Origin of the sequence: Streptomyces sp. NPDC090445, assembly GCF_044769385.1 — a bacterium.
GTDB lineage: Bacteria > Actinomycetota > Actinomycetes > Streptomycetales > Streptomycetaceae > Streptomyces.
On the sequence record NZ_JBIVXV010000039.1, the window covers coordinates 1 to 17,494 of the forward strand.

General features: G+C 71.1%; 18 protein-coding genes. 3 read left to right on the forward strand and 15 right to left on the reverse strand.

Features of this window, described 5'->3' with window-relative positions; genetic code table 11:
• Nucleotides 1-82: 82 nt before the first annotated feature.
• From ACIQUT_RS36620 to ACIQUT_RS36675, 12 genes are all read right to left on the reverse strand, one after another.
• Nucleotides 83-889 (reverse strand): SDR family NAD(P)-dependent oxidoreductase, encoded by an 807-nt coding sequence (locus ACIQUT_RS36620; RefSeq protein WP_403569580.1) that lies wholly within the window; start codon nt 887-889, stop codon nt 83-85.
• Nucleotides 890-1,001: 112 nt separating this feature from the next.
• On the reverse strand, nt 1,002-1,592 hold the full coding sequence (locus ACIQUT_RS36625; protein WP_403569582.1) for a GNAT family N-acetyltransferase: 591 nt from the start codon (nt 1,590-1,592) through the stop codon (nt 1,002-1,004).
• 48 nt (nt 1,593-1,640) lie between these two features.
• On the reverse strand, nt 1,641-3,047 hold the full coding sequence (locus ACIQUT_RS36630) for a hypothetical protein (protein ID WP_403569584.1): 1,407 nt from the start codon (nt 3,045-3,047) through the stop codon (nt 1,641-1,643).
• A 169-nt stretch (nt 3,048-3,216) separates the two neighbouring features.
• On the reverse strand, nt 3,217-3,687 hold the full coding sequence (locus tag ACIQUT_RS36635) for a VOC family protein (protein WP_403569585.1): 471 nt from the start codon (nt 3,685-3,687) through the stop codon (nt 3,217-3,219).
• 83 nt (nt 3,688-3,770) lie between these two features.
• Nucleotides 3,771-4,832: a pyridoxal phosphate-dependent aminotransferase gene (locus ACIQUT_RS36640; protein ID WP_403569587.1), complete on the reverse strand. Its 1,062-nt coding sequence runs from the start codon at nt 4,830-4,832 to the stop codon at nt 3,771-3,773.
• Nucleotides 4,829-5,209 carry a cupin domain-containing protein gene (locus tag ACIQUT_RS36645; RefSeq protein WP_403569589.1) on the reverse strand — a complete coding sequence of 127 codons (381 nt, stop codon included), beginning with the start codon at nt 5,207-5,209 and terminating at the stop codon, nt 4,829-4,831. Before ACIQUT_RS36645 ends, ACIQUT_RS36640 begins: the two co-directional genes overlap by 4 nt.
• Nucleotides 5,206-6,243, reverse strand: a complete 1,038-nt coding sequence (locus ACIQUT_RS36650; protein ID WP_403569591.1) for a class I SAM-dependent methyltransferase — start codon at nt 6,241-6,243, stop codon at nt 5,206-5,208. Before ACIQUT_RS36650 ends, ACIQUT_RS36645 begins: the two co-directional genes overlap by 4 nt.
• Before the next feature lie 69 nt (nt 6,244-6,312).
• Complete coding sequence (locus ACIQUT_RS36655) at nt 6,313-7,440, reverse strand: NAD(P)/FAD-dependent oxidoreductase (RefSeq protein ID WP_403569593.1); 1,128 nt, start codon at nt 7,438-7,440, stop codon at nt 6,313-6,315.
• Complete coding sequence (locus ACIQUT_RS36660; protein WP_403569595.1) at nt 7,433-8,398, reverse strand: hypothetical protein; 966 nt, start codon at nt 8,396-8,398, stop codon at nt 7,433-7,435. Before ACIQUT_RS36660 ends, ACIQUT_RS36655 begins: the two co-directional genes overlap by 8 nt.
• A 401-nt stretch (nt 8,399-8,799) precedes the next feature.
• Nucleotides 8,800-9,903 (reverse strand): NAD(P)/FAD-dependent oxidoreductase, encoded by a 1,104-nt coding sequence (locus ACIQUT_RS36665; protein WP_403569597.1) that lies wholly within the window; start codon nt 9,901-9,903, stop codon nt 8,800-8,802.
• Between the two features lie 336 nt (nt 9,904-10,239).
• Nucleotides 10,240-10,581: a VOC family protein gene (locus ACIQUT_RS36670; protein WP_403569599.1), complete on the reverse strand. Its 342-nt coding sequence runs from the start codon at nt 10,579-10,581 to the stop codon at nt 10,240-10,242.
• The gene (locus tag ACIQUT_RS36675; protein WP_403569600.1) at nt 10,578-10,748 is read right to left on the reverse strand and encodes a ribbon-helix-helix protein, CopG family; all 171 of its coding nucleotides are present in this window, start codon (nt 10,746-10,748) and stop codon (nt 10,578-10,580) included. The genes ACIQUT_RS36670 and ACIQUT_RS36675 overlap by 4 nt, the downstream gene beginning before the upstream one ends.
• Before the next feature lie 79 nt (nt 10,749-10,827).
• Between ACIQUT_RS36675 and ACIQUT_RS36680 the strand changes: the two genes are divergently transcribed.
• A complete protein-coding gene (locus tag ACIQUT_RS36680; protein ID WP_403569602.1) occupies nt 10,828-12,402 on the forward strand; it encodes an MFS transporter in 1,575 nt (524 codons plus the stop codon).
• 94 nt (nt 12,403-12,496) lie between these two features.
• Here the strand turns inward: ACIQUT_RS36680 and ACIQUT_RS36685 are convergent, their stop codons facing one another.
• From ACIQUT_RS36685 to ACIQUT_RS36695, 3 genes are all read right to left on the reverse strand, one after another.
• Complete coding sequence (locus tag ACIQUT_RS36685) at nt 12,497-14,065, reverse strand: PH domain-containing protein (RefSeq protein WP_403569604.1); 1,569 nt, start codon at nt 14,063-14,065, stop codon at nt 12,497-12,499.
• Nucleotides 14,062-14,544, reverse strand: coding sequence for a PH domain-containing protein (locus tag ACIQUT_RS36690; protein WP_403569605.1), 483 nt, complete (start codon nt 14,542-14,544; stop codon nt 14,062-14,064). Before ACIQUT_RS36690 ends, ACIQUT_RS36685 begins: the two co-directional genes overlap by 4 nt.
• Before the next feature lie 71 nt (nt 14,545-14,615).
• Nucleotides 14,616-15,182, reverse strand: a complete 567-nt coding sequence (locus tag ACIQUT_RS36695) for a hypothetical protein (RefSeq protein WP_403569607.1) — start codon at nt 15,180-15,182, stop codon at nt 14,616-14,618.
• A 166-nt stretch (nt 15,183-15,348) separates the two neighbouring features.
• On the opposite strand from ACIQUT_RS36695, the gene ACIQUT_RS36700 reads away from it, so the two are divergent.
• Together ACIQUT_RS36700 and ACIQUT_RS36705 are read left to right on the forward strand one after the other, a co-directional pair.
• Nucleotides 15,349-16,689 carry a histidine kinase gene (locus ACIQUT_RS36700; protein WP_403569609.1) on the forward strand — a complete coding sequence of 447 codons (1,341 nt, stop codon included), beginning with the start codon at nt 15,349-15,351 and terminating at the stop codon, nt 16,687-16,689.
• Nucleotides 16,682-17,314: a response regulator gene (locus tag ACIQUT_RS36705; RefSeq protein WP_403569611.1), complete on the forward strand. Its 633-nt coding sequence runs from the start codon at nt 16,682-16,684 to the stop codon at nt 17,312-17,314. The genes ACIQUT_RS36700 and ACIQUT_RS36705 overlap by 8 nt, the downstream gene beginning before the upstream one ends.
• Nucleotides 17,315-17,494 lie beyond the last annotated feature (180 nt).

The window sequence follows — 17,494 nt, forward strand, 5'->3', positions numbered from 1 at the left end:
TCAACGTCATCTGGGCCCTGATCCGTGACCGACGGTGCTACCAAGTCACACCTCCAGTGACTGCGGCCGCTTGACAACAGCATTAGGAAGCGGGGAGGGCGCCGACGAGTCCGCCGTCGATGACGAGGTCCTGCGCGGTGATGTAGGAGGAGCGCGGGGAGAGCAGGAACGCCACGGCGTGGGCGACGTCCTCGGCGGTCCCGATCCGGCCGAGCGGGATCCGGGCCCGGATCGGCCCGTGGTCGGCGGGGTCGGGGATAACCTCGTGGAACATTTCGGTCTCGATGTAGCCGGGGCTCACCGAGTTGACGCGGATGTTGCGGGTCGCGAGGTCGCTGCCGAGGGTCCGGGCGAGGCTGTGGACGGCGGCCTTGGTGGCGGCGTAGACGGGCGCGACGGCCATGCCCCGGTGCAGGGTCCAGGAGGCGTTGAGGACGACGGCTCCTCCCCCGGCGGCCTCCAGCAGCGGCAGGGCCTTCTGCACCGTCAGGAACACGCCCTTGAAGTTGATGTCGACCAGGCGGTCGATGTGGCGTGCGTCCGCCTCGGCGACCGGCTTGAAGTCGGCGATCCCGGCGTTGGCGAAGACCCCGTCGAGCCGCCCGTGCCGCCGCCCGACCTCCTCGGCCGTCCGCTCCATGTCCGCCTCGTCGGCGACGTCGCCGCGTACGGTGGCCAGCCGGTCCCCGCCCGCGAGCCGCTCGGCGGCGCGGGCGAGCCGCTTCTCGTCGCGGCCGGTGATGACGACGTGGGCCCCGCCGTCGAGCAGGACCCGGGCGGTGGCGAGGCCCATGCCGCTGGTGCCGCCGGTCACCAGGACGACCCGGTCCTGGAAACCGGTCGCGTCGCCGGTGTCGTGGGGGTGGGTGTGGGTGGTGTTCTCGTTCATGGCTCCACCCTCACCGGCGCGGCGCCCGGCAGCCAGGCCCTGCCGGTCCCAGGCTCGGCAGTCCCCCGCTCCCCCGTTCTCCGAGGCGATGGGCCGACGGGGCGGCGCGGCGTCAGGGGCAGGGGCAGGGCATGCTCATGTAGAGCGCGTGTTCGCCCTCGGACACGGTGCCCTGGTACAGGCTGGTGTCCAGGCCGCAGAAGGCGAAGCCCATCCGGCGGTAGGCGTGGATGGCGGGGGCGTTGACGTTGGTCACCTCCAGCCAGATGTGCCCGGCGCCCCGTTCGCGGGCGAAGCCGGCCGCGTGCCCGATGAGCGCGCGGCCGAGGCCGCGGCCCCGGTGGTCCGGGGCGACCTCGATGTCCTCGATGGTCAGCCGCCGGTTCCACGGGGAGTAGAAGACGGCGGCGTAGCCGGCGAGGGCCCCGTCCGCGCCGACCGCGACGAACGTACGGCTGTCGCCCTCCGCACCGCCCTCGCCGGCGTCGTCGTCATCGTCATCGTCGTCACCGAACTCGTCGGGGAAGACCTTGACCAGCGGCGGGTCCACGGGCACCTCGCGGAGCGCGAACCCGCCGTCGGTGACGGCCACTTCGAAGACGGTGGAGGTGGTGAAGGACCCGTCGAGGGCCACGATGGCCTCCGCGTCCTCGGGGCGGGCGGTGCGGAACTCGTATGTCGTCGTGTCCTTGGTCGCGGTCATGCCATGAGGCTATGCCCGGGCGGCCGCGGACGGGGAGGGTTCCGGCTGCTACGGGCGGGCCAGGACGTCGCTCAGCCGGTGGGCGTAGACGACGCGGCCGCAGGGCGAACCGGCGTCGGTGCAGCCCGCTGTCCCGTCCGCCCGGTGCTCGGTCAGCGACCACAGGTACCGGGTGCCGCCGCCCGGCACGCTCCGGCCGTGTTCGAGGTACAGGTCCTCCGGGCCGACCGCGTTGGTGATGTTGCCGCCGAGGTCCACCAGGCGGCCGCCCGTGACGGTGGCCCGGCGCAGGCTTCCGCTGTGGTCGGTCCAGCTGCGGTTGAAGTAGTACGTGCCGTCGTAGCGGGCGGCGCCCTGGGTGAGGTCGCGCGGCAGGTGGTACGCCGACGTCGCGGCGACCACCCCGCCCGTCGTCTTCAGCAGGCCCGTGGCGTCGTCGATGGGCAGTGCCCCGACCCGGCCCTTCTCCGGGTGAGTGGTGTCGGAGTCGCAGTACTCGCCCGTGATCAGCGCGGGGGCGGCGGTGTCGCTGCGGTCGATCGAGATGTACGAGGCCTTGGGGGCGCCGGTGGCGACACAGGTCCCGGCGGAGGTGTTGCCCTGCGCGGCGGCGAACTTGTACGAGGCCACCTGCGGCAGCACGTACCGGTAGGTGTGGCTGTAGTAGACGTTGCTCTGCCGGCCGATCCTGGTCTCGTCCCGGACGTTGCTCTTCAGGCCGTCGAGCGTGGTGTCGTCGACCGAGGCGTCCCGGTCCGGGTTGAGGTCGAGGATGTCTCGCAGGTCGAAGACGCGCAGACCGTTCAGCGTGTCCGCGACGTAGAGGTGGTACCTGTACCAGGCGATGCCGCCGGCGTGGACGTCGACCGCCCGGTAGGACGCGTTGCCGTACGAGTTGTAGTACGGCTCCACCAGCAGCACATGGCGGTAGCGGCGCCCGTCGGGGTCGCCCGGCACGGGTGTCTCCGGGTCCAGGAAGGACAGCCGTACGCCCCTCGCGCCGGCCTTGTCGTACCAGGACGTGACCAACGGCTTGCGGCTGCCCCAGAGTTCGTCGGCCTGGGCGTCGGAGACGCCGGTGATGCCCTGCGGGATCCATTCCTGGGTGTCGGCGTCGCCGCCGTCCCAGCAGAGCTTCCTGGCCGGGGCGAGGACGGTGCCGTTGTCGCCGGTGCCGAAGGGGTCGGCGGTGCACGAGGCGCCGGTCTTCGCGACCCGGTTGCCCTGGTCGAGCAGGTCCTGGACGCCCTGGGTGGGCAGGGCGGCCTTCAAGTCGGCGACGTTGCGGTGCAGGTCGGGTCCGGGCTTGAGGTTGAAGGAGGAGGCGGTGGCCGGGTCGCCGGGCGCGGCGTGGGCCGGTGCGCCGAGGGCGGGTATCGCGAGGAGGGCCGCGGCGAGCGCGGCGGCCCAGCCGGCACACCGCCGGGAGGGGCGGGCCGGGGAGGGTGTCGTCATGGATCTGACCTCTGGTCAAGTGGCAGAAGGGATCGCAGAGATCATGTCAATCCGGTATCCGCCGGATCCAGGCGGGTGGCCGGTTCTCCCCCCCTGGCCGTGAGGCCCGGGCGCGGCGTGGTCGCGCGCGCCCGGGCCCGGGCTGCCCGCACGGGGGGGGACGGCCGGGTCAGCCGCCGGCCACCTTGCGCATGTGCTCCTCGGCGCGCCGCTCGAACTCCTCGTGCGGCACGTCCTCGATGTGGGTGGCGATCGTCCACCGGTGCCCGAACGGGTCGAGCACCTGGCCCGTCCGGTCGCCGAAGAAGTGGTCCTGCACTTCTCGCTGCGGCGTCGCCCCGGCCTTGACGGCCCGGGCGAAGACGGCGTCGACGTCCTCGACGAACAGGTACAGGGTGACCGGAGTGCCGCCGATGGCGTGGGGGCCGAGCAGGCCGGCCTCCCGGAGCTCGTCGGACAGCATGACGACCGTGCCGCCCACCCTGATCTGCGCGTGCATGACCTTGCCGTTGGGTGCGGTGGAGCGGGCGAGCTCCTGCGCCCCGAAGGCCTCGGCGTAGAAGGCGATCGCCTCGCTCGCGCCGTCCACGGACAGGTAGGCCGTGAGCTCCGCGTAGCCGTCCGGAATCGGTTTGACCATTCTTGACCTCTTCGGGTGTTCGGGGTGTTTTCGGGTGTCGGGTGTCGGGTGGTGTCGGGTGCTATGTCGCGTGGTGTCGGGTGCTATGCGGTGGTGATCCGGTCGAGTGCGTCGAGGAAGGTGCGCAGTTCGTCCTCGGTGCCGAGCGAGACGCGCAGGTGGCCGGGGTAGCCGAAGATGCCGGTGTCCCGCACGAGGATGCCGTGCTCCTTGGCGAGGGTGTCCTGTGCCTGGCCGGAGGCGTCGACGCGGACGGCGACGAAGTTGGTCTCCGACGGCACGTACCGGTGGCCGCGCCGCTCCAGCTCCGCGTAGAACCACGCGCGGCGTTCCGCTGCGCCCTTGCGGATGCCGTCCAGGAACGGCTGGTCCGCGAGCGCGGCCAGGGCGGCCGCCTGGGCGACGCGGTTGACGCTGAACGGAAGGACGGTCAGGGTCCGGCGGACCTCGGCGATCAGGTCGGCGGGGCCGACGGCGTAGCCGATCCGCAGAGCCGCCAGCCCGTACGCCTTCGAGAAGGTGCGCAGGGCCAGCACCGGGGCGTCCCCGTCGAGGAAGTCCCGGGTCCGGGGCAGGCCCGGATCGGCGAACTCCTGGTACGCCTCGTCGAAGACCAGTGGTACCCCGCTCGTCCGCGCCGCGTCGACCAGGGCGGCGAAGTCGTCCTTCGCCAGGGCCGTCCCCGAGGGGTTGTGCGGGTTGCACACGTATCCGATGCCGTGCTCGGGCAGTGCCTCGGCGAAGTCCCCGATGTCGATGAGCCCGTCCCGCAGGGGACGCGCGACGGCTCCGCGGCCGATGCGGTCGAGGGCCTCCCGGTAGCCGGGGAAGGTTCCCGCGGTGACCAGGCCGGGCCGCGCGGGGTCCCCGAGGGTCAGCGCGGTCGCCAGCACCAGCTCGTCGCTGCCGTTGGCCACGGCGATCCGGTCCTCGGAGACGCCCCAGTGCGCGGCGAGCGCCGTGACGAGGGCGTCCCGCTGCGGGGAGGGGTAGCGGGACACCCGTTCCAGTGCCCCGGCCGCGGCGGCGACCGCGGCGGGGCTCGCGCCGTACGGGCTCTCGCTCAGGTGCAGCCGCACCATCGAGTCCGCGTCGGGCACGCTGGTGTTGTAGACCTTCGGCTCCGGCCGGGCGGGCGCAGTCACAGGCTGGATCCCAACAGGATGCCGAAGCAGTAGCTCCCCACCGCCGCCTCCTTGGTGACGAAGTGGTGCTCGCTGCCGGCGGGGATGCGCATGACCGCCGGGGAGGTCAGCTCGTGGCGCACCCCGTCGAGGTGGACCTCGATGCGGGCCTGGCCGGGGAGCGGCGAGACGAGGAGGTAGATCTCGTCGACCTCGTGGGTGTGCGGCGCGGCGACCGGCTTGTCCACGAGCGTGCTGAGCTCCCCGCCGGCGATCTGCACCGGCATGCCGCCGAACATGTCGCCGGTGAGGTAGAAGGGGGCGGGCTGGTGGTGTCCTGCGACCGCGAGCGGGATCGGCAGCCCGGACACGATCTCTGCGGTGGCCGGGGCGGTCACGCTGCCTCCAGGACGAAGAGGTAGGTGTGGGGCGCGCCGAAGGGGACGGCGTTGCGCAGGCGCATGCCTCCCTTGGCGAAGAGCTCCTCGTACTGCTCGCGGGTGTAGATCGGGACGCCCATGAGGGCGTGGGCCAGCTCGAAGCCGCTGGAGAAGATCGGCAGGGTGCTGTCGCCGTTCCTCGGCCGGACCGTGGTGTCGCCCAGCAGGAAGGTGTTGGCCTTGGGGAACGCGGCGCGCAGGCGGGGGATCACCTGGTCGCGGCGCTGCGGGTCGACGAGCAGGTCGTGGAGGAACATGAAGCTCATCACGACGTCGGCCTGGTCGGCGCCCTCGACGCGGTGGTCGTTGAACAGGATGTCGAGCACGTCCGCGCAGACGGGCTCGACGGTGCCGCGCAGCCCGTGCCGCTCGACGGTCTCGGCCCCGAGTTCGGTGGCGGACTTGCTGATGTCGATGCCGATCCCGCGGCTGCCGGGGCGTGCCGCGACCAGCCGGGAGACCCGCTCGCTGACGCCCGCGCCGAGGTCGACGAGGGTGGTGAAGTCGAGTCGGGCGATCTCCTGGTCCAGGAGGTGCCGCATGAGGGCGCTGTCCGCCTGGGCCGAGCCGAGGGCCACCATGCCCTCGTCGCGGTGCAGGTCGACGCCGAAGCGGCGGTCCCCGCGGGCGACGGAGGCGGCGTTCGCGAAGATGTCGTGGTAGCCGCCGACGCCCCAGGTGAAGAAGCCGATGGCCTGGCGGATGTCCTCGCCGCTGCGGGTCGCTTCGGCGCGGTCGCCGCGGACGTGCAGGTATCCGAAGGATTCGGCGCCGCTCACCAGGGAGCGGACGACGGCGGGATCGAGGCCGTTCTCCCGGCAGAACGCGGCGACGTCGACGGAGCCGTCGTCCTGGAGTCTCCGGAAGAACCCGAGGCGCTCCAGTGCGTGGAGCACGTGGGCGCAGATGAAGCCGTTGAAGGCGGTGTCGGGGTTCAGCGGCGTGGGTGCCTCGCCCCGCCACTGTTCGGTCAGCGTGTGTACCGGCGTCACTCGTCTACACCTCTCAGGAATGCGGCGGGCGGGCCGCAAAGGCACCGCCCGCCGCGTGAAATGACCTGCTCAGAAGGCCTCGAGCCGGGCCAGGTTGGTGGCCAGGGAGTACGGGGTGAGGTCGACGCCCGGCGCCTGGCCGAGGTAGAGGTCCCGGATGATCCGGCCGGCGAGGGGGGCCTGCGCCAGGCCGTGTCCGGTGAAGCCGCCGGCGAAGAAGATCCGGTCGTGCTTGCCGCTGCCCTTGCCGATGATGGCCGACTTGGTGGGCGTGACGTCCAGGGTGCCGGTCCAGGCGCTGTACAGCTTGAGGCCCTCGAACTCCGGGTACCACTTCGGCAGCTCGTCGACGGCGGCCTGGTACCAGATGTCGCGCAGGCCGTCCTGCTTGGAGATGCGCTCCAGGCCGACGAGGACGGACTTGCCCATGCCCATCGTCTTCAGCCCGGACACGGGGTGGAAGGTGAACGGCAGGTTGTGGATGTCGCGGTCGGTGCGGATCGGGTCGGTGTGCAGCAGCTCGGCGAACTGCCCCCACACCGGCAGGTCCAGGCCCGCGAGCTTGGCGACGTCGCCGCTCCACGGACCGGCGGCGATGACGACCGCGCCGGCGGTGAAGTCGCCCATGGTCGTGGTGACGACGCCGCTGTCGCTGTCGATCCCGGTCACGGAGACGTTGGAGTACAGGCGGGCGCCGTGCTGCTTCGCGGCCTCGGCGTACCCCTGGACGATGGCCTCCGGCTTGATGCGGTACGTCGCCGGGTTCCAGACCGCCGCCTCGATGGTGTCCTTGTCCAGCCACGGGTTGAGCTCGACCGCCTGCTCGGCCGTGAGCATCTCCACCGCGGCGCCGGCCTCGCGGTGGTCGGCCAGGTCGGCCTCCAGCTCGGCCGCCTGCTGGGGGCTGGTGAGGATCGTCAGCAGGCCAAGGTCCTCCAGGCCGACGTCGACGCCCGTGGTCGCGGCGAACTGCCGGAAGTCCGCGAGGCTGCGCGTCGCCAGCTCGGAGTCGTGCGGCTTCCGGGGGAAATACGTGCGAAAGGCACGGGCGGTCTGCGAGGTGGTCCGGGACCCGAACTGGTTCTTCTCGACGAGGACGACGTCAACGCCCGCCTTGGCGGCGTGATAGGCGATGGACGTGCCGATCACGCCCCCGCCGATGACCAGCATGTCCGCCGTGTTCTTCTGCTCAGACATTCGCACCCCTCGTGATGTTCGGACGGTAGGTCCAGTTGTCGCCTTCGATGTCCCACGGGAACAGCTGCAGGTTCCATGCGCCGAGGGCGTTCACGTACGTCGCCATCTGCGCCATGAGGGCGACGAAGTCCTCGCGCGTGGTGATGGTGTCGAATGCGGCGACCACTTCCTTGGTGATGTCCCAAAGGGTGTTCATTCCGGTGTAGCCGAGGAATTCGGTCGGCTTCACGAGCAGGATCTTCGCCAGCTCGATCAGTGAGGAGAGCGGCATGTCGATGTTCCGGCCGGCCCGCACCAGAGTCGTGTAGTTCACGTAGCCCAGCGGACGGGTCTCGCCGTTCACGGCGACCAGGGTCGTGAGGACCGAGTTCTTCGTGCCGGCGCCGGAGGTGCCGCGGGACTTGCCCTCGTGGATGTCGAGGAGCTCGTCGGTCGGGTCGACCAGGACCCGCTCGGTCTCGGCGGCGATCCGCTCGATGAGGCCGCGGAGCTGCTCGTTGCCGACGTCGACCCGCTTCACGCCGTGGCCGGAGGGGCCGTCGACGCGGCGGACGTGGGCGATGATCGGCTCGCCGTTGCCGTAGACGGACTCCCAGATCATCTGGCCGATCTTGGGCAGCTGGTCGACGTCCTCCGGCACGACCCGGCCGATGGGCGAGGTCGGCATGGGCTCGGTGAGCTCGCCGTACTTGATGGTCAGGTGCTGGACGGCGGAGAGGAAGACCGTGCCGTCGGGCTGGATCTTGCGATTCACCTTGTAATCCGGGACCGCGTGCAGCAGATCGTGGGCCGGCGGCACGTGGTAGAAACAGTCGCCGGCCACGAGGGCGTGACCCTGGAGGGTCTTGTACGGCAGTGACGCCCACAGCGGCTCGACGAGGTCGGAGTTGCGCCCCTCGTCGAGGGTGATGCGCACCTTGGCGCCGATGGGCTCCCAGGCGATCTCAATTTGTCGCATTTCACTCCTGTCTCCTGCTATTCGGCCCCTGTCGCCCAGGAGAGAGCGCGTGACAGGTTCCAGGGGATTGGATACCGGCAACGGACGCGATGCCGTCGCGAATCGAATATATGGATAACGATCGCCCGCCCGATCGACGACATTGGCCTTTGTGTCAAATCGAGAGTTCTCTGTCACTTCACGCCGCGGACCGCATTAAGGGAGTATCGAATTCCGGCGAACTCCGCGCCGATGCCGGAATTATTGGTTCAGGGAAACGAAAAGTAAAGGGCTCCCCATGACCGCTGGTCACACCCGAGGGGGCGGGCGGCCGGAGCGGCCCGGAAACGCCGCAGGGCCGCCCACGGTGAACGGTGGGCGGCCCTGCGGCCGTGGCGTCGGCCGGTCCGGAGTGCGTGCGGTCAGGCCCCGTTGGCGGCCAGGGAGAACGGCGTGATGTCGACTCCGGGGTGGCGGCCGAGGTGGAGATCCCGGACGATCTTGCCGGTGGCGGGTGCCTGGCTGAGCTCGTGGCCGGTGAACCCGGTGGCGAACAGAATGCGTTCGTGCGCGCCGTCCGCCCGGCCGACGATCCCCGACCTCGACGGTGTGATGTCGAGGGTTCCGGTCCAGGCGCTGTGCAGCGTGGCGCCCCGCAGCCGCGGGTACCAGCGCCCGACCTCGCCGGCGGCCTCCCGGAGCCAGACGTCCCGCATGCCCGGCTCCGTGGAGAAGCGCTCCAGTCCGACCAGGAAGGACCGGCCCATCCCCATCGTCTTCAGTCCGGCCCCAGGGTGGAACGTGAACGGTGACGTGATGGCCTCGTCGCCGATCGGGTCGGTGCGGAACAGTTCGGCGAACTGGCCCCACACCGGCAGCTCCAGGCCGGCCAGCCCGGCGACCTCCCCGCTGCCCTGCGCGTCCGCGATGACGATCGCCCCTGCGGTGAAGTCGCCGGCCGAGGTGCCCACACGGCCGGTGGACGCGTCCAGTCCGGTCACGGTGACGCCGGTGACCACGCGCGCACCGTGCTTGCGGGCGCCCTCCAGGTAGCCGCGAAGCACCTCGTCCGCCCGGAGGCGGATCATCTGCGGGCACCAGAGGGCGAGCTCGACACCCGCCGGGTCCAGCCAGGGGTTCCGCTCGACGGCCCGGCCGACGGTCAGCCGCTCCAGCCGCACGCCGGCATCGCGCTGCGCGGGCAGCTCCGCCTCCAGTTCGGCCGCCTGCTCCGGGGTCGTCGCGACCACGAGCATTCCGGTCTCGGCCACCTCGAGATCGATTCCCAGGGTGCTGCCGAACGATCGGAAATCGGCCAGGCTCCGCACCACCAGTTCGGAGTCGTACACCCGTCCGGGAAAATACGTACGAAATGCGCCGGCGGTCTGGGTCGCGGTGGCACCGGCCTGGTCCCGCTCCAGCAGAACGACGTCGACACCCGCCTCCGCGCAGTGATAGGCGACGGATGCGGCGATCACCCCGCTGCCGATGACGACCAATTCCGCCGTGTTCTTCCGATCGGACATGCGCTGTCTCCCGTGACGTGGCCGACCCGCGTCGGCCCGCGCTCCGAACAGGCGGAGGGTACGGGAGTGTTCGTCCGGCCGATGGGCTGAATCAGCCGAAATCATGGAGAGGCGCTGCGAACCGGCCAAAGGAATACGGCGGGAATGCGTCAGGTCGAACGGAATGACCGGCGAGTTGACGGATCATTCGCCGCCGCGTCGGCCCGTGCGCCGGGGAGGCGGAGCATGGGGCGCATGACGGCAGCCGTCGCGGTTCGACCGACCGGGGCCACGGAAGGACCGTCCGCGGGGCCGCGGCGGCGCAGGCCGCCGCGGCCGGTCACTGCTGCCGCAACGTTACTTCTTGGGCGCCTGCAGGCTCCAGACACGGCCGTCGGGGTCGCGGACCTTCATCTCCTGGGTTCCGTAGTGGGTGTCCTCGAACGGCTGGACCACGTCGAGGGACGGGTCCGCGCTGAACGCGGCGGCGTCGGCGACCCGGAGCACCACCTGGACCTCGGGCTTCTGGTCCTCCGGGATTTCGGCCAGCAGGACGTAGGCGCCGGCGCCGTTGCGGAGCATGCCCGACCCCTCCTCGGTCGAGAATTCGACGTTGTAGCCCAGCGCCTGGAGGAACTTGGCCGCCTTGCCCCAGTTGTGGGTCTCGAGGTAGACGCCTTCGATGCCTTCGGTGGTCATGCCCGTTTTCCCTTCGGTGGTTCCCGGTCCTGGTCGGCGAGATACGTGCGCAACGCCTCGGCTACCAGAGCCGAGAGCGATTGCTCGTTCTCAATGGCATGGTGCTTTATCTGCCGGATCAGATCCACCGGCAAGTAGACGTTGAACTGCTTGACTTCTGCACGCATGCTAGCATGCTAGCATGCGCCGATTTGTTGAACCACGTGTGAATGAACGCGAGTTACGAGCCGAGGAGGGCTCCGAACAATGAAACGCCAATGGTGGACGCTGATCGTGGTGTGCGCCGCCACGTTCATGCTGCTGCTCGACGTCACGATCGTCGCGGTCGCGCTGCCCGACATCCAGCAGTCACTGCACGCGAGCTTCAGCGGTCTGCAATGGACCACGGACGCCTACGCGTTAAGCCTGGCGGCGCTCCTGCTCACCTCCGGGTCCCTCGCCGACCTGTACGGCAGGCGGCGGCTGTTCCTCATCGGCCTGGCGGTCTTCACGGCCGGGTCGCTGCTCTGCGGCGTCGCGCAGGACCAGATGACGCTCGTGCTGTCCCGCGCGGTGCAGGGCGTCGGCGGTGCGATCCTGTTCGCCACCTCGCTGGCCCTGCTCGCCGGTGCCTTCCAGGGCAGGGAGCGGGGAGCGGCCTTCGGCATCTGGGGGGCCGTCGCGGGTGTCGCGACCGCGCTCGGCCCGGTGCTCGGCGGTGTGATCACCAGCGGGATCAGCTGGCGCGGCATCTTCCTGGTGAACCTGCCCCTCGGCATCGCCGCGATCGTGATCACCCTGCGCCTGGTGGACGAGTCCCGGCCGCCCCGCGCCTCCCGGGTCGACTGGCTGGGCATCGTGCCGCTCACCGTGGGCCTGTTCAGCCTGGTGTACGCCCTGATCAGGGCCAGTGACACGGCCTGGGACGAGCAGGGCGTACTGCTCTGCTTCGGTCTGGCGGCGGTGTTCCTCATCGCGTTCGCGGTGATCGAGTCGCGGGTCTCCGAGCCGATGTTCGACCTGTCGCTACTGAAGACCCCGACGTTCCTGGGCGGTTCGATCGCGGCCTTCGCGATGAACGCCTCGCTCTTCGCGATGTTCATCTACATCGTGCTCTACCTGCAGAACGGCCTCGGCTTCAGCGCGATGGGCACCGGCATCCGCCTGCTGGTCAGCTCCGGCTGCACGCTCGTCGCGGCCATGGTGACGGGCCGGGTGATGAGCCGCGTCCCGACCAAGTGGCTGATCGGCCCGGGCCTGGTCGTGGTGGGCATCGGCCTGCTGCTCATGCGGGGCGTGACCGCCGAGTCGGGCTGGACGCACCTCATCCCCGGCTTCATCGTCACGGGCATCGGCGCCGGCATGGTCAACCCGCCGCTGGCCTCGACCGCGGTCGGCGTCGTCCAGGTGTGGCGCGCCGGCATGGCCTCCGGCGTGAACCAGACCTTCCGTCAGGTCGGCATCGCCGTCGGCATCGCCCTGTACGGCTCGATCTTCACCGCGTCGCTGCACGATTCCCTGCGGGAGGGGCTCGCGGGCGTCCCCGCACTCGCGGGGCGCACCGACGAGATCGCGGACGCCATCCGCATGGGCGCCTCCGAGCGGGCGGTCTCCGCGACCCCCGCGGAGCTCCGCGAGCAGGTGGAGACCGCGGCCCACGCCGGCTTCGCGACGTCCCTGAACGACCTGCTGCTCGTCAGCGGCATCCTGGCGCTGGTCGGCGGTGTCCTCGCCTTCGCCCTCATCCGCGCCAAGGACTTCGTCCCCCAGGGTCCCCCCGGCGCCGGGCCCGGCCGGCCCCCGTCCCAGCCGCAGAACACCGAGGCCTCCCCGGCCCGCTGACCGGCCGGCCCCGGCCGCGCCCCTCCCGAAAAGCAGCGCTGCACACGACAGGCCCGTCGTGTGCAGTGCTGTTTTCCCTACCGGCTCCGCCGCTCTAGCGGGAACCGGTGGCGTGGCGGCGACGCTGTTCGACGAACGGGGCGAGCAGGCCGGGCACCGCCTCCTCGGCGAAGGCCAGGCCCTCGGACACCGATACGTCGCGGACCTTGTAGACGCCGTTCCCGGCGGCCGTGGCGGCGCCGATGGTGAGCAGGCCGGCCCGGCGCTGGAAGTACGAGCGGGTGATGGACCAGCCGATGATGCCGTCCCGCTCGAGGGCGACGGTCCGGCGGGTGAAGGTGCCCGAACGGGCGACCAGGTAGCGGCCGTGCACGGCGTGGCCGAGGCTGCGGTAGGCGTCGAAGGCGAAGGCGGCGCCGACGGCCAGCAGGGCCACGCCGGTGATCCAGCCGGTGTGGACGAGCACCGGCGTCAGCCACAGGCCGAGGCCGATGAACGGGACGGCGGCCAGGGCCGCGTACATCAGGGCGCGGTTGAGCCTGCGCCGCAGGGCGGCCCGGGGGTGCGGCACGAGCACCGCCTCGGCCGTCGGGGAGACGGCCTCGCCCAGGACGTCGGCGGCGATCCGGCCGGACAGGGCCAGGGGGACGGGCGGGGTGAGCCGGCTGCGGCTGCTGTTCTCGTCGGCGTCGCCGAGGCCGCTGGCGACGGCCTTCAGGCGGGCCCCGCCGGCCCAGCGCAGCAGCAGCGGCTCGGCCACCTCGGCGCCGCGCAGGCGCTGCTCCTCGATGCTGACGGAGCGGGTGATCAGCAGGCCGCGGCGGATGCGGAGCATGCCCGCCTCGGCGCGGTCGAGGCGGTAGCCGCCCCAGCCCTCGATGAAGGTGACCGTCGATCCGATGACGCCGATCACGACGATGACGACGAGGGTCACGAGGAGGCCGAACCACAGGGGCACGGAGCCGAAGCGGTCGGTGAGGTCCTTGACGATGCCGAGTTCCAGCGGGTTGATCTTCATCTCGTGCAGCGTGCGGTAGGTGCTGGCGACGGCGATGAAGACACCGCCGACGCCCCAGACCGTCAGCGGCGCGTACCGCAGCCACGCCCAGTCGAGTTCGGCTATGGCGGCGTCGGCGTCGGCCCCGGCGGACGTGTGGCCGCGGCGGGCCTGCCGGAGCTCGGTCAGCTGCCGGCTCAGCGCGGTGGCGTCGCGGACGCTGAGGCCGTCGAGGGACAGTCCGCCGGCCTCCGATCCGCCCTGTTCGCCGGTGCCGACCTTCAGGGAGGTGAGGCCGAAGATCCGGTGGAGGGGGTTGGCGGTGAGGTCGACGCTGCGGATGCGGTCGACGGGCACCGAGCGCTGGCTGCGGAAGAGCAGTCCCTTGTGGAGCTCCACCCGGTCCTCGGTGACGCGGAAGCGGGTGGTGATGAGCCGCATGATGCTGATGCCGGCGATGACGAGGCAGGTGATGGTGAACGAGAGCAGTGTGATCAGGGCCTGGAGGTTCAGCTCGCCGCCGGTGAGGAGGGAGGTGGCACCGAACATGGCCACCGGGGCGGCCATCACGCTCAGGTTGACGAGGATCAGGCGGGGGTTGAGCCGACCCCACCCGTCCGGCCCGGCGTCGTCACCCGGGCGTCGTACCGAGGCGTCCCGTGTCACGTGGCATCTCCCGGTACGACCTGGACGGATCGGGTCAGGTGCTCGACGAGCTCGGTGGCGACCTGGTGGTCCAGTCCGTTGATCTTCACGGCGCCGGCGGAGGAGGCGCTGGTGACGGTGATGCCGGAGAGCCCGAACATCTGCTGGAGCGGGCCGCGGAGCATGTCCACGGTCTGCACGCGGGACAGCGGGACCACCCGCCACCGCTGCCAGAGCCAACCGGAGGCGGCGTAGACGGCTTCCTCCGTCATCTCCCAGCGGTGCACCCGGTAGCGCCAGACGGGCATGGCGGCCATGTACAGCAGCCCCGGCACGAGCGTGCAGAGGAAGAGCCAGCTGAACACGAACCGCGCCGGCGGGATGCACAGGTAGAGCACGCCGAACACGAGCGGAAGCGGCAGGGCGAACAGGGACGACTGGAGGGTCCACCAGCCGATCGCCCGGCTCTCGACCCGGTTGCGAGGCGGCCGGAGCCTCAATTCTTGGTTGTCTAGCACTGCTTCACCCAAATTCCTGAACGATCACAAAACCTCGGCGGACAACGGTCGAGTCAGCGGTCGACCCGTATCTCACTGCTGTCGGTCCCTCCTCCCGCGCCGTCGGCCGCCGGCGCCGTCGCGGCCCGTACGGCGCGCAGCCGGGACACCACGACCGCCGTCCGGGCCACCACCGTCGACAGCGACATCACGGCGAGCGCGCTCACGAGCACCTCGGTACCGCTGAGCTGGTAGTCGGCGGTGAGCCGGGCCATCCGCGCGCCGTACCAGTGCTCGCAGCCGTACGCGAAGAGGATCTGGAGGCCGGAGAGGAGGATCCAGACCGCCGCGTGGCCGATGCCGCCGGTACTGCGGATGTCCCCCGCGCCGTCCCGGTGGGCGGAGAGCTGGGCGGCCGCGACGAGCCCGCAGATGCCGCCCACGCCGAGGGCGGCGAGGTGCAGCGAGGGGTCGTTGCCCGCCGTCGGGAAGGAGTGCACGCAGGCGGCGACGGCGGCGACGGCCGCCAGCGCGGGGCCGGCGATCCGTGCGGCGGTGATGCGCCGGCTGCCGGAGTCGGCCGCGAGGACGGCGGCCAGGACGGTTCCGCAGATGATGACTGCCGTCGTGAACTGGCCCATCCGACCGAACCCTCCCTTTCCGCGCTCCCCCGGCAGCCCTTGCCGCGGTTCTCCCTCCGCTGTTCCCACCGTAGGAGACGTGTCGCTGCCGCCGGGACGACCGATCGGTGGGACCGGCTGTCAACCGATCGACGGACAGCGGCACATCGCGTGGTAGGACTGTGACGTGCACATACACGCTCAGGAGGAGGCGTCCCGGTCTCCCCGGCCTCCGCGGTCTCCCCGGTCCCCGCGGGCGTCCGCGCAGTACGGCCCCGACTCGGGGAGCCGCTGGTTCGGACTGTGGGACGGCTACTTCGCCATCTCCTATCTCGTCACCGTCATGCTGCTGTTCACGTCCGGCGAGGACCAGGTCCACCGGGCGCTCGCCATCGGCGCGCTGACCCTGATCGTGCCCTGGTACGCGGGTCTCGGCCGCAGGGCCATGATCCTGCGGGCGAAGGGCCGGAAGAACACCGTCTTCTGCGCCGGGCTGTTCCTGCTGTTCGCCTCCTCCAGCACGCTCGACCCCGGCGGTTCCTTCGCGCTGTTCGCGGTGGTCCCCATGCTCATGATGAGCCTGCCGATGCCGTCCGCGATCGTGCTGGTCGTCCTGGCCAACCTGTGGCCGGTGATCGTGGTGTGGCTGCGGGGCGGGCAGTTCGACCCCCACATCCTGTCGGTGCTGCCCATCTCCCTGCTGGGCATCGCCCTGTCGGTGCTGCTCGGCCTGTGGATCACGCGGGTGGTGCAGCAGAGCGCCGACCGGGCCGCGCTCATCGACGAGTTGCGGCAGAGCCGGGAGCGCGAGGCGCGGCTGTCCCACCAGGCCGGCATCTCGGCCGAGCGGGAACGGCTGGCCCGGGAGATCCACGACACCCTGGCGCAGAGCCTGACGAGCATCATCAGCCTGGTGCAGGCGGCCGAATCGGAGGTGGCCTCCCATCCCGAGCGGGCCCGCTCCCGGCTCGGGCTGGCCGGGCGGGTCGCCCAGGACAGCCTGGCCGAGGCCCGCACCTTCGTCTCGGCGCTCACCCCGCCCGCGCTGCGGGAGAGTTCCCTCGTACAGGCCGTACGCCGGCAGGCCGACCTGCTGAAGGAGGAGACGGGGCTGGCGGTGCGGTGCACCGCCCGGGGCGAGGAGCAGCCGCTGCCGATGGCGGTCAGCGTCGTGCTGCTGCGCTCGGCGCAGGAGGCGTTCGCCAATGTGCGCAAGCACGCGCGGGACGCCCGTAGGGTGGAGGTGCTGGTGGCGTACGCCCCGGACGCGGTACGGCTCGTGGTCCGCGACGACGGCGCCGGCTTCGATGCGGACGCCGGCCCGGCCGCCGCCGGCGGGCAGGACACGGACCGGGACGGCGACGGCAGGAACCCCGGCGAGCGGAACGGTTTCGGGCTGCGCGGGATGCGGGCCCGGGTGGAGGAGATCGGCGGAATGGCAGAGGTCAGCAGCAGCCCGGGGGCGGGCACGGTCATCGAGGTGACGGTGCCTCTGGTCCCGGTGGCGCAGGAGTCGGCCGATGAGTGAGCGCGAGCCGATCGGAGTGCTGCTCGTCGACGACCACCCGGTGGTCCGGGAGGGCCTGTCGGCGATGCTGGAGCTGGACGAGGGCATCCGGGTCGTGGGCCAGGCCGGCTCCGGTGAGGAAGCGGTGCTGCAGGCCGCCCGGTTGCGGCCGGACATCGTCCTGCTCGACCTGCGGATGGGCGCGATGGACGGGGTGGCCGCGACCGGGCACATCCTGCGGGAGTCGCCGCGGACCAAGGTGGTCATCGTGACCACGTACGAGGACGACGCGGACATCCTGCGGGCGGTGGAGGCCGGTGCGGCGGGCTACCTGCTCAAGGGCAGCTCCCGGGACGAGCTCGTGCACGCGGTGAAGGCGGCGGCGCGCGGGGAGACGGTGCTGACGCCGTCGCTGGCACCGAAGCTGTTCCGGGCCAGGGTGCCGGAGGCGCCGGTGCTGTCCGAGCGGGAGCGCGAGGTGCTCCAACTGGTGCGGCAGGGCCTGACCAACGCGGACATCGGGCGCCGGCTGTTCATCAGCGAGGCGACGGTGAAGACGCACCTGCTGCGGTCGTTCAAGAAGCTGTCGGTGTCCGACCGTACCGCGGCGGTGATCACGGCCCTGGAGCGCGGCCTGCTGTCCTGACGGGACACCGGCACATCGCGATTGGGTTCCGATCAGGACTCCGGTCGGCAACAAAAGCGCAGCTCATAGCACGTGTAGGTAACGGATTCAATGTATTCGTTCGCGCCGCGTGGCTGGTTATGATCAGCGCCACCGACTGGTTGTACCCCGCTTCCCCCCTGCCCGGCCGCCCCGAGGAAC